This is a genomic window from Serratia sp. NCCP-200 (assembly GCF_059697885.1).
In genome coordinates, this window is sequence record NZ_BAAKUJ010000011.1 from 58,845 (window position 1) to 70,821 (window position 11,977).

Here is an 11,977-nt window from a genome sequence, read left to right on the forward strand (position 1 = left end):
AGGGTTGGGGTGAGGGGAAGTACCTCGTATGAATCTGCAACAACTCTCAGACTGGCTGTTGGCGCCGCAGTATCTGAGCTGGCTATGGAATGGCTTCTTGATGACCTTATGGCTGTCGGCCTGTGCCGGGCTTGCGGCAACGCTGCTGGGTTTTGGTCTGGCGGCGATGCGGGACAGCAGCCTGCGCCCCTTAAGCTGGCTGGCGGTGACCTACAGCGCGCTATTTCGCAATACTCCTCTGCTGGTGCAACTGTTCTTCTGGTATTTCGCCGCCGGGCAAATCTTGCCCTCCTTCACCATGCAATGGCTGAATACCCCCCATCAGTTAGGCTTTCTCGACTGGCCCTCGTTTGAATTCCTGGCAGGCTTCTTCGGCCTGACGCTTTATTCCACCGCGTTTATTGCCGAAGAGATCCGTTCCGGCATCCGTGGCGTCGCCAGTGGGCAAAAGCATGCGGCCTACGCGCTAGGGCTGACCGGCTGGCAATCGATGCGCTATGTGGTGTTGCCGCAGGCGCTGAAAATCGCTTTCCCGCCGCTGCTGGGGCAGTACATGAACGTGATTAAGAACTCATCGTTAACCATGGCGATCGGCCTGGCTGAGCTGTCTTACGCATCGCGCCAGGTGGAAACCGAAACCCTGCGAACCTTCCAGGCGTTTGGCGTGGCAACGGTGTTGTATATCGCCATTATTGCCCTGTTGGAAGGTTGGGGCATGTGGCGTCAACAGCGCAAACCGCTGGGGGGGCACTAAGATGGACTTTACCGTTATCCAGGAAAACCTGGGTTACCTGCTGTGGGGCACCTTCCCGGACGGGCCTTTGGGCGGTGCTGCGTTGACGTTGGCGATCAGCCTGATGGCCGGGCTGGCTTCGGCAATTCTGGGCACGTTGCTGGGTGTCGCGCTGGCGATGTCGCGTGGGGGGCTGGCCGGATTGTTGGCGATGGTGCTTGGGTTCTTCCGCGCCATCCCGGTGATCATGCTGATTTTCTGGACTTACTTCCTGCTGCCAATCGTGTTTGGCGTCGATATCCCGGAAATTACCACCGTAGTGTGCGCGCTGGCGTTGATCGCCTCGGCCTATCTGGCCCATGCGGTAAAAGCGGGCATCGTGGCTATCGGTGCCGGACAGTGGCAGGCGGGGCTATCGCTCGGTTTAAACCGCTGGCAGGTGCTGCGGATGATCGTCTTGCCGCAGGCGCTGCGCATGATGGTGCCTTCGTTTATCAATCAGTGGATCTCGCTGATTAAAGACACTTCGCTGGCGTACATCGTCGGCGTGGGTGAGCTGACCTTCCTGGCTACTCAGGTCAATAACCGCAGCATGGTTTACCCGATGGAGGTGTTCCTGTTTGTGGCGTTGGTCTACTTTATTTTCTGCCTGACGCTGGACGTGCTGGCGAACGGGCTGAACAAACGTCTTAGCCCGCAGACCAAAGCGCTGAAACGCAGCTGGCGCTGGTGGCGTAATCGCCCGCCGCTACCGGCTAGTTAATCAGGCTACAGTAGGAATGGTTGCCCCTATCTATACCCTGGCTAATTAATTAGCATGGTTTGGGGGCTTGATGTCTTATGGTTACTAATGATTTCTTATCGCTTTACGTTAAATTTATGATTGTGATCAATGTATTGCGTTTTTGTCATGCAGCTCGAGTGATTTAGAGTATAAATAAGATTGATTTATATATTTTCATTGGATGGTTATCATTATGAAAATTAGTGCGTTATTTATTAGAACGGAACCAAGTCGGCGGCGGTATGGCGTTGCCTTGTTTGTTGGCATTATTGGCGGGATCCTCTCTGCTTTTGTCAAATGGGGGGCTGAGGTTCCGCTACCGCCAAGAACCCTGAGTGATGGCCGGGCTGAATTTAACCCGCCCTACCTTTTTTTAAGAGATTATCTTGGGATAGATCCAACCGGCACGGTATATACCTTTTCTGAGCATATTATTAACCCGGTTATGGTTACACACGTCATATTTTCGCTGGTCTTTGCTATCGGTTACTGCTTGGTTGCTGAAGTTTTTCCAAAGATCAAACTCTGGCAGGGGGTGTTGGCGGGTATCATTGCCACCGTTGCCGTGCATGGCATTAGTTTCCCTCTGCTTGGTTTGACTCCCCCACTTTCAATGCTGCCATTTGATGAGTATCTTTCTGAAATTTTGGGGCATATATTTTGGTTTTGGGTGATTGAGATAGTACGCCGGGACTTACGTAACAGAATTACCCATGAGCCTGACGCCGAAGTTCCGCTGGGATCTTATCGTTAATCGATAAAGTTCAGCGGGGTATTTTCCCCGCTGAATATCAACGTGGTTTAACGGGTAAGTTGCCAACCCCGCTGTTGCCATAGCGCAGGCAGTTGAGCCAGATCGTCAAAGGTCGTCACCAGCGGGTGCTCGATCGGTTGATTATGAGGATCGGCACAGAAGTAGAACACCGGGATGCCAGCCGCGATCCCCGCCTGGGCACCGGCAACGGAATCATCCACCAGAATACAGCGCTCTACGGGCACCTGCATCTGTTGGGCGGCATGGAATACGATGGCCGGATCGGGTTTCCAGCGTTGAATATCGTAGCCGCTGAACAACCGGTCATCAAAATAGGACAGCATGTCGGTTAACCCCAGCGAATGCTGCATTTTGCTCACCGGGCCGTTAGAAACGGTGCACATCGGGGCAGTCATTTGTGCCAGCAACTCCCGTGCACCGGCAATCGGCTGGAGCTCGGCATCAAACAGACGGGCCACTTCCTGGCGAAAAATCGGCTCCAGATCGCTGGCGGGCAAATTGACCCCTTGCTCGGTGTTAACCCGCTCAATGATCTCGTAGAGCTTGATCCCTTTGTACTTTTTAAATACCTCATCCAGCGCCAGCTCGATACCGTAGTGGGCAAACATATGCACATAGGCCTTGCTGCACAGCACTTCGCTGTCTACCAGCGTGCCATCGCAATCAAATAAAACACATTCAACCTGATTCATTGGGGTAAGCGCCCTCGGTTAAGTCATGACTGCTGTTACTTTAACCGGATCGCCGCGTATTGTCCCTCTTTGGCAATCAATCTCAATAAATACAACTTGTTGGCCGTTTTAGCCGTAAAGATGGCGAAAAAAACCTGTGAGCGAGGTCAAAACCCGGACTTTTTGTTATAGGATAGCCAGCGACAGTCCTAATCCCTCTTCGGAATTCTATAATGAGCAAACAAGACCTCAGCCTTGATGCCAATCAGGGCTTGCTTGAGCGCGTGTTTAAACTCAAGCAGCACGGCACCACGGTACGTACGGAAACGATTGCCGGCATCACCACCTTTTTAACCATGGTGTATATCGTGTTCGTTAACCCGCAGATCCTGGGCGCGGCGGGCATGGACACTCAGGCGGTGTTTGTCACCACCTGCCTGGTTGCCGCGTTGGGCAGTATCCTGATGGGCTTGCTGGCTAACCTGCCGGTGGCGCTGGCTCCGGCGATGGGCCTCAACGCGTTCTTCGCGTTTGTGGTGGTCGGCGCGATGGGTATTTCATGGCAGGTCGGCATGGGTGCTATTTTCTGGGGCGCAATCGGTTTCCTGTTGCTGACCATTTTCCGTATCCGCTACTGGATGATTGCCAATATCCCGCTGAGCCTGCGCGTGGGCATCACCAGCGGTATCGGCCTGTTTATCGCCATGATGGGGCTGAAAAACGCCGGTATCGTGGTCGCCAACCCGGATACGCTGGTAGCGGTAGGCAATCTGACCTCCCACAGCGTACTGTTGGGAGCCTTGGGCTTCTTTATTATCGCGGTGCTGGCTTCGCGTAATATTCATGCGGCGGTACTGGTTTCTATCGTGGTAACCACGCTGATCGGCTGGGCATTGGGCGACGTGAAGTATGGCGGCGTATTTTCCCTACCGCCGGACGTCACCTCCGTGGTCGGCCAGGTGGATATCGCCGGGGCGCTAAATATCGGCCTGGCAGGTGTGATCTTCTCCTTTATGCTGGTCAACCTGTTTGACTCCTCGGGTACGCTGATCGGAGTGACCGACAAGGCTGGTCTGACGGATGAAAACGGCAAGTTCCCGCGTATGAAGCAGGCGCTTTACGTGGACAGCATCACCTCGGTAGCCGGTGCATTTGCGGGTACCTCTTCGGTCACCGCCTATATTGAAAGCTCCTCTGGGGTGGCCGTTGGTGGGCGCACGGGCCTGACCGCCGTGGTGGTAGGCATTCTCTTCCTGCTGGTGATTTTCCTGTCACCGCTGGCGGGAATGGTGCCAACTTATGCTGCTGCGGGCGCGCTGATTTATGTGGGGGTGCTGATGACTTCCAGCCTGGCGCGGGTGAAGTGGGAAGATATGACCGAAGCGGTTCCGGCCTTTGTGACCGCCGCCATGATGCCTTTCAGCTTCTCGATCACCGAAGGGATTGCCCTGGGCTTTATCTCTTACTGCATCATGAAGCTGGGCACCGGCCGCTGGCGTGAAATCAGCCCCTGCGTGATCGTGGTGGCGCTGCTGTTCGTGCTGAAAATTGCGTTCGTTGACGGGCATTAATGCCCGCTACGCGGGGCGCAGCATGCTGCGCCCCGTTGTAAGCTCCTGTTACTCTCAAGCGCCGGGTGAGGCATCCTGTTCTCTACCCATTACCCAGCGTAAAGGCCGGTTATACCGCGTCTGCCAGCCACCGATATTATCTTCCCCTTCGGCAAAATTGGCGATCTCGACCTGATTTTTGCCTCTGAACAAGTCAGCAAAATCAAGAGCCAGCGCTCGATCGTTGAAATTCTGTCGATCGTAATAGGCAATCATGATGCGTTTGTTTTCTGCCAGTGAATGCTTCGCTGGTAGGAGGCGGCCCTTCGGGGCAATCAGCAGCGCTCCGGAATAAAACTGCGGGTAATTGGCCATCAGGTTAGCCGCGTGTAGCGCCCCCTGACCACGTGCGGTCAGGTAAACCTGTTGGAGATTAAGCTTCAGCTTGGGGCCCAGGCTTTCCAGGGTACGTTGAATGGCGTTCTGGGTGCTGGTAGAGCTGTAGTTAGACCAGCGAAAGCTCCCCTCCGCCAGCATCTGGGTGCCGTTTATCTCAATGTAGGCCACCCCGGCTTCGGCAAACAGCAACCGATCCTCTGGAATGATGGTGGCGGCTTTCCCGTAGGGATGGAGGTAGACGATGGTTGGCCAGCCTCCGGCCGGGGGCTCGCCACTCGGCACGGCATAGTGAGGTTTACCTTCAAACTTTGCGGCGTGTTGCTGATAGCGCGCTTTGGTGGTGGCCAGAATTGAACGGTAGGTGTCACTTTGCTGAATGCTGCTGAACGAGTCGTCTTCCAGCAGATTGTAGTAATACCACAATCCTCGCTTGGCGCTAAGTTGCAGATAACGTTCGGCTAACTCGGTCTGACCCTGTTCGGCCGAGGAGGCAGCAAGTTGAAAGGGGGCCCAGATATTACGGCCATCTTCACGCATCAGCGTCAGATATAGCGATGTGGCGCCGGCTTTTTTATCCTCATGATTGTAGGCTGAGCGAGGTAATGGCTTACTCAGCGGGCTATGGATAGGCAGTTCTAGCGGCTCTTCTCCCTCAGGATAGAGCATGGGTGCAGCAAACAATGGACTGGTGGCAAAAGCCAAAAAGATGGCTAAAATAAAAAAAGGCATGATTTTATAACTTTGTTTTTCAATAACATTAATGAGAAAACGATGTAAAACGGCGCCTTCGATAGTATTATCTCTGGGCGCCGCCTGGCAGCTTATTTTACACGGCGGATATAGTCGCTGAATGCGGACAACTGGCCGGTCAGGAAATCCCGCGTGCCTTGGTCTACCAGTTCACCCGCCTGCTCATCTACCTTATTCTGTATCACTCCCCCCATAAACTCAGGTTTGTTGATCACCATGGCATCCAGGAACACCAGGATCTGGCGTAGGTGATATTGGCAACGTGCGCCGCCAATCGGCCCCATTGAGCTGGTCTGGATCGCCACCGGTTTGCCAGCCAGCGGTTGGTTAGGCAAACGGGACAGCCAGTCTATGGCATTTTTCAGGCCACCTGGCACAGAGTAGTTATATTCTGGCGTTACGATGATCACGCCGTCAGCCTGACGGATTTGTTCGGCAATGGCTTCAACCGTGGCCGGGAAACCTTCTTCTTGCTGGAGGTCTGCATCGTACAGTGGGATATCGCGGATGGAGGGAAGGGCTTCGATAGTAACACCCTGAGGAGCTAACTGAGGTAAAGCGCGTGCGACGATGGCGTTATAAGAGCCTTTACGAAGGCTCCCCAGTAGCGTGACGATCTTTAGTGCTTGCTCTGACATTTTGATTCTCCCTTTTCTGATGAACAGACTCAGCTTAGAACAACCAGCAGATAATAGGGCAAATAAGGGATGTATCCTAGGTAGAGGCTAAGTCTTTATCTGTTTTTACAATTCAAAGCAGTAAATCATGCGTTAAGGAAAGTTTTGTTTTGTATATTCCCCCGAAGACAGACGTTAAATCGGTGCTTTCAACGTGTAACAGATGCGAGGCTGGTCAATTTCATAAAGTGCGTGGAGGGAGGTGGGTTACGCGATGAAATTTCGCCACATTTCTGTAAGCCCTGGCTATCGTCATATTGCCAGCAAATCAGCCGATCCAAGCCAGGCTGATGGGCGCAGGCCCAGCTGAGATACTCCCCTGCATCACTCATGACGTGCACGTTAGGCAGGGTGTTGCAGCGTAATTGGCCGGAAAAAGGGTGCAAATTCAGCAAACTCTGGCCACTGTTACCCAGGCCGGCCAGTTTCAGCACACATTGGCGGATGCTCCACAGCTGGGTTTCGGCTTCCAAGCGGTCGTTCTGCGCCGCGATCCATGCGTTCTCCGTGGTGCTGGAGTATTGATGCAGCAGGTTGTGGCTCCGCGCGCGCATCACCTCAATATCCAATCCCACCTTGCCTTCCAGGCTCAGTAGCACGCCTACGGTATTGCCAGCATAGGCGAGGCTGAAGTCAGGTAGATGATGATCGGCAAAGCACGGGCGCCCGGTCGGTGCCGTAGCAATGGGGGGAAGTACCGGGATACCATACAAATAAAATATCATTTCGGCCAACAGGATCCGGCCTTGCAAAAAACGCCGGCGGCGCTTGACGGAAAAGCGAGCAGTTCTTTCGATCAGGTCTTCAGGGAGCCGATGAGTATCTAAACGCTCTGCAACCGCATCCCATCGGATAAAATGACAAGCCATTGTTCACTCCATGACCGAGGCTCATAAAAAAACTGGAGTGCTAGAGTAAGCATTACGTTAAGATTTTTCATTAAGAATTCGCATGATCTTTTTCTTAATTATTCTTCTGTTGAATGAAAAAACAGCGGAGTGGCAGGAGTCCGGCGCGGGGCCTCGCGAGGCAGGCTTTGGCGGAGACAAAAATAAAGCCAAGCATCAACAGTGAGTTAATGCGTGGCTTTTGACGCTGAAGAGGTCGTGCATCTGAACGTTGGGTTATTTGCCGATACAGAAGCTGGAGAAGATGCGCCCGAGTAGATCATCGGAGGTAAACTCCCCGGTGATTTCGCTCAACGCCTGCTGTGCCAGGCGCAGCTCTTCGGCCAGCAGTTCCCCTGCGTAAGCGCTTACTAACTGCTCTTTACCCTGCACCAGATGCTGTGCCGCCTGCTCCAGGGCCTGCAAGTGACGGCGGCGGGCCAGGAAGCCGCCTTCCATATTGCTGGTGAAGCCCATGCTCTGTTTCAGATGCTCACGCAGCAGGTCGATCCCCTCACCGGTACGCGCCGACAGGCGAATAAGTGAGTGGCCATTTACTTCGCTCAGGCCCAATGCCTCGCCGGTAATGTCGGCCTTGTTGCGCACGACGGTGATCGGCAAGGTGTTAGGCAGACGTGCCATAAACTCTGGCCAAATCTCGGCGGGCTCGGTGGCGGCGGTGGTGGTGCCATCCACCATAAACAGCACGCGATCCGCCTGTTCGATCTCGTTCCAGGCACGTTCGATGCCGATACGCTCAACTTCGTCGCTGGCTTCCCGCAGCCCGGCGGTATCGATAATGTGCAGTGGCATGCCATCGATATGAATATGTTCGCGCAATACATCGCGCGTGGTGCCTGCTATGTCGGTGACGATGGCCGCTTCACGCCCTGCCAGCTCATTGAGCAGGCTGGATTTCCCGGCGTTGGGCCGCCCGGCGATCACCACCTTCATCCCTTCACGCAGCAGGCTGCCTTGACGCGCCTCGGCCCGCACGCCGTCCAGATCGGCCATTACGCCGTTTAGTTGGGCTTCGATTTTGCCGTCCGAAAGGAAGTCGATCTCCTCATCCGGGAAGTCGATTGCCGCTTCTACATAGATGCGCAGGTGAGTGAGCGCTTCCACAAGCTGATGGATACGCAGGGAAAAAGCACCTTGCAACGAGTTCATGGCTGAACGGGCTGCCTGTTCGGAACTGGCATCGATCAGATCGGCAATGGCTTCGGCCTGGGCCAAATCCAGCTTGTCATTGAGGAAAGCGCGCTCCGAGAACTCACCAGGGCGGGCAATCCGCACGCCTGGCAGCGCCAACACGCGTTTGAGCAACAGATCGAGGATCACCGGCCCACCGTGGCCCTGTAGTTCCAGCACGTCCTCACCGGTAAAGGAATTGGGGCCGGGGAACCACAGTGCGATCCCCTGATCCAGCGTACTGCCTTCGGCGTCACGGAACGGCAGATAATCGGCATAACGCGGCTTAGGCAGTTTACCGAGTACCGCCAGGGCAACGTCCTTGGCTCCGCGGCCAGAAATGCGCAGGATGCCGACACCGCCGCGTCCGGGCGGGGTAGCAAGAGCAGCGATGGTATCGGTGGTGTTCATAGCGGTTTATCTCTCTGACAATATGCAAAAAGGCGGTCTAATGACCGCCTCTACTGGCAACGTGACTGATGTCGTAGGGGCACAGGCCCCTACGGGTGTTGCCTAAAACAATACTAGACTTTCTTCTTGTCGCGGCTGTGCAGACCACGTTTTTCCAGCCCGCGGTAAATCAGCTGCTGCTGGACGATGGTCACCAGGTTACTGACGATATAGTACAGCACCAGACCAGACGGGAACCACAGGAAGAACACTGTGAAGATCACCGGCATAAAGGTCATGATTTTCTGCTGCATCGGGTCAGTCACGGTGGTTGGTGACATCTTCTGGATGAAGTACATGGTCACACCCATCAGCACTGGCAGGATGTAGTACGGGTCTTGCGCCGACAGGTCATGGATCCACCAGATAAACGGCGCATGACGCAGCTCAACCGAGCCCATCAGCATGTAGTACAAGGCCAGGAAGATTGGCATCTGGATAACCAGCGGCAAGCAACCCCCTAACGGGTTCACCTTCTCAGCTTTGTACAGCGCCATCATTTCCTGGCTCATACGCTGCTTGTCATCACCGATACGTTCACGCATCGCCTGCAGTTTTGGCTGCAGCATGCGCATTTTGGCCATCGAGGTGTACTGCGCTTTGGTCAGCGGGTACATGATGCCGCGCACGATGAAGGTGATGATGATGATCGAGAAGCCCCAGTTGCCGATGAAACTGTGAATGAACTTCAGCAGTTTGAACAGCGGTTGGGAGATGAACCACAGCCAGCCGTAATCGACGGTCAGATCCAGATGCGGTGCCAGTTGGGCCATCTGATCTTGCAGCTCCGGGCCAACCCACAGGGTAGCATTCAGCTGCTTCTCAGCGCCGGGTTGCACAATCACTGGCTCAGCTTTAAAGCCGATGGCAGACAGGTTGGTACCTGGTTTAGAGGTATAGAACGTGTTGACGCCCTGAGTCTGCGGCACCCACGCGGTGGCGAAGTACTGTTGCAACATCGCAATCCAGCCGCCCTGGGTGGTGACGTTCAGATTCTCATCCTTGTCGAACGCATACTTTTGGTATTTGTCTTCGCTGGATGAGTAAGCCGCACCACGGAAGGTGTGCAGCGCAAAGTTGTTGCTGCCGGTGTCACGATGCTTAGGCAAGTCGGTGGTCTGCTTCAACTGGCCAAACAGGGTCAGTTCCAGCGGAGTCGCGCTTTTGTTGACGATGGAGTAGTCCACGCCAACGGCATAATGGTTACGCTTGAGCACAAAGGTCTTGGTGAAGACCGAACCGTCTTTGCCGGTAAAGGTCAGCGGAATACGCAGTTCATCCTGGCCATCAGCCAACGTGAAGGTATCCTGCGCCGCCTCAAACAGAGGACGCTCGCCGTTTGCCGGGTTATCCGGGCCGTCTCGGCCCGTCAGGCCGCTTTGTGCCTGGTAGACGAATGACGGGGTGGATTCCAGCAGCGTAAATGGAGTCGATGAACCCAGGGTTTCCGGGTAGGCCAACAGTTTAGCCTGCTCGATATCGCCACCACGGGTATTGATGGTCAGCGACAGCACGTCAGTGTTAACGGTGATCAGTTTACCCTGGCCACTGCCTGGTACAGCTGAACTTGCGGCATCACCGGTTGCTGGGTTCGCAGTCTGTTGCGTGGTCTGGGTGGCTACTGGTTGCGGAGCGTTGTCCACTTGCCAGGCCTGCCAGATCATGAAAGACACGAACAGCAGAGCGATGAGGAGAAGATTGCGTTGCGAATCCATCGTTAGTGTTCTCTGTTATCGTCGGTTTTCGGCGGCACGGGATCATCGCCACCTGGGTTCAAAGGGTGGCATTTTAATACGCGTTTCAATGTCAACCAACTGCCTTTTAACATGCCAAACCTGCGTAATGCCTCAATTGCGTAATGAGAACATGTCGGCTGGAAGCGACAACGTGGCCCAAGCAGCGGGCTGAGTACGAGCTGATACGCCCGAACCAGCCCGATCAGGATGCGGGAGCCTGGCGACAGTGGCGACGCCATAATTTTTCCAAAGCTTCCGTCAGTGCACGATTATCCAAATCCGCTATCCCTTTTTTGGCCACCACCACAAAATCCATCGCCGGTAGCTCGTGCTGACGTAAACGGAAGCTTTCGCGGGTTAGGCGTTTGATCCGGTTGCGTTCATGCGCGCGTTTGACGTGTTTTTTGGCGACGGTAAGACCGATGCGGGGATGCCCCAGCTGGTTCAGGCGGCCGAGGATGGTGATTTGCGGCGTGCCAGCCCGTTGTGGCTGCTGGAAGACGAAAGTGAAATGAGTGGGAGTTAACAAACGTAACTCCCTAGGAAAAGCGAGCTTAACCACTCAGCGGGTTAGCTTTTATTACTTAGAAACAGTCAGACGAGTACGGCCTTTCGCACGACGGCGGGCCAGAACTTGACGACCATTCTTGGTGGCCATACGAGCACGGAAACCGTGGCTACGGTTACGCTTCAGTACGGACGGTTGGAAAGTGCGTTTCATAGCGATTTCTACCTAAACTTAAATGAAATACTGATAAGTCAAATGCGTTTGGCTACTCGGCGTGAAGATGACCGACGCCTCAATCGCAATACATAAAGAGGCGGGATTGTAATAATTGTACAGTCCTGAGTCAATTCACATCGCGCTAGCCTACCTGGTTGTCTGCCAATTCGGAGTAAAATCCGGTGTTGGCCCGTGGTCACCGCAGAATCCTGTCTTGGCTAAATGACTCACCATTAAGGAACCAGGTATCACACGTGGGCGAAGATTATACGGACTCGGGGGTAAATCACAAGGATCTCCGTACGATCCTGCGTGTTTTCTGCAAGGATCTGCGTGGATAACCAGGTATAACCTGTGAAAGGCGCTAAAACCCGGCCCCGCAGGCTCAGATCTCATCGGTGTCGATCCAGCACTGATTAAAAACTGGCCACTCTTCAAGGGCTGTGGATAAAATGGATCTAATCTGTGATGAAGGGGAGGATCTCTTGCGCAGATTGCGCTATGATCCGTCATTCCGATCGCGATCCCAAAACAGGATCGTTAAGGGCATAAACCGTGAAAGGCGGTTCGCATACCCTACAGGTTTTTCAGCCAATACCGGGCGTGTGTCAAAAATCATGAGTTATAAAAAAGTAGCCTGATTCTTTTCT

General features: G+C 54.2%; 13 protein-coding genes. 4 read left to right on the forward strand and 9 right to left on the reverse strand.

The annotated features are described in order from the left end of the window. Positions 1–28: 28 nt before the first annotated feature. The 3 genes from AC6HVW_RS24505 to AC6HVW_RS24515 all read left to right on the forward strand — a co-directional run bounded on the left by AC6HVW_RS24505 (position 29) and on the right by AC6HVW_RS24515 (position 2,271). A complete protein-coding gene (locus AC6HVW_RS24505; protein WP_166733737.1) occupies positions 29–754 on the forward strand; it encodes an amino acid ABC transporter permease in 726 nt (241 codons plus the stop codon). A 1-nt stretch (position 755) separates the two neighbouring features. Further along, positions 756–1,496 carry an amino acid ABC transporter permease gene (locus AC6HVW_RS24510; RefSeq protein WP_166733738.1) on the forward strand — a complete coding sequence of 247 codons (741 nt, stop codon included), beginning with the start codon at positions 756–758 and terminating at the stop codon, positions 1,494–1,496. Between the two features lie 214 nt (positions 1,497–1,710). Continuing rightward, the gene (locus AC6HVW_RS24515) at positions 1,711–2,271 is read left to right on the forward strand and encodes a YagU family protein (RefSeq protein ID WP_024484700.1); all 561 of its coding nucleotides are present in this window, start codon (positions 1,711–1,713) and stop codon (positions 2,269–2,271) included. A gap of 47 nt (positions 2,272–2,318) precedes the next feature. On the opposite strand, the gene yieH is transcribed toward AC6HVW_RS24515, so the two are convergent. Beyond that, positions 2,319–2,984 (reverse strand): 6-phosphogluconate phosphatase, encoded by a 666-nt coding sequence (yieH, locus tag AC6HVW_RS24520; protein ID WP_071682668.1) that lies wholly within the window; start codon positions 2,982–2,984, stop codon positions 2,319–2,321. Positions 2,985–3,196: 212 nt separating this feature from the next. Between yieH and AC6HVW_RS24525 the strand changes: the two genes are divergently transcribed. Then, entirely contained in the window at positions 3,197–4,534 is a 1,338-nt protein-coding gene (locus AC6HVW_RS24525) for an NCS2 family permease (protein ID WP_059199273.1), read from the forward strand. 54 nt (positions 4,535–4,588) lie between these two features. Here the strand turns inward: AC6HVW_RS24525 and AC6HVW_RS24530 are convergent, their stop codons facing one another. From AC6HVW_RS24530 to rpmH, 8 genes are all read right to left on the reverse strand, one after another. After that, positions 4,589–5,641, reverse strand: a complete 1,053-nt coding sequence (locus AC6HVW_RS24530; RefSeq protein WP_071682669.1) for an alpha/beta hydrolase — start codon at positions 5,639–5,641, stop codon at positions 4,589–4,591. 92 nt (positions 5,642–5,733) lie between these two features. Next, positions 5,734–6,300, reverse strand: coding sequence for an NADPH-dependent FMN reductase (locus tag AC6HVW_RS24535; protein WP_071682670.1), 567 nt, complete (start codon positions 6,298–6,300; stop codon positions 5,734–5,736). Positions 6,301–6,488: 188 nt separating this feature from the next. Then, positions 6,489–7,208 carry a 4'-phosphopantetheinyl transferase family protein gene (locus AC6HVW_RS24540; protein ID WP_059199271.1) on the reverse strand — a complete coding sequence of 240 codons (720 nt, stop codon included), beginning with the start codon at positions 7,206–7,208 and terminating at the stop codon, positions 6,489–6,491. Positions 7,209–7,463: 255 nt separating this feature from the next. After that, on the reverse strand, positions 7,464–8,828 hold the full coding sequence (gene mnmE, locus AC6HVW_RS24545) for a tRNA uridine-5-carboxymethylaminomethyl(34) synthesis GTPase MnmE (protein ID WP_071682671.1): 1,365 nt from the start codon (positions 8,826–8,828) through the stop codon (positions 7,464–7,466). 113 nt (positions 8,829–8,941) lie between these two features. Next, positions 8,942–10,582 carry a membrane protein insertase YidC gene (gene yidC, locus AC6HVW_RS24550; protein WP_021181397.1) on the reverse strand — a complete coding sequence of 547 codons (1,641 nt, stop codon included), beginning with the start codon at positions 10,580–10,582 and terminating at the stop codon, positions 8,942–8,944. A 2-nt stretch (positions 10,583–10,584) separates the two neighbouring features. Beyond that, positions 10,585–10,842, reverse strand: coding sequence for a membrane protein insertion efficiency factor YidD (gene yidD / locus AC6HVW_RS24555; protein WP_025120915.1), 258 nt, complete (start codon positions 10,840–10,842; stop codon positions 10,585–10,587). After that, complete coding sequence (rnpA, locus tag AC6HVW_RS24560; RefSeq protein ID WP_004950547.1) at positions 10,806–11,165, reverse strand: ribonuclease P protein component; 360 nt, start codon at positions 11,163–11,165, stop codon at positions 10,806–10,808. Before rnpA ends, yidD begins: the two co-directional genes overlap by 37 nt. Positions 11,166–11,183: 18 nt before the next feature. Beyond that, positions 11,184–11,324, reverse strand: a complete 141-nt coding sequence (gene rpmH / locus AC6HVW_RS24565; protein WP_004093983.1) for a 50S ribosomal protein L34 — start codon at positions 11,322–11,324, stop codon at positions 11,184–11,186. Positions 11,325–11,977: the final 653 nt, after the last annotated feature.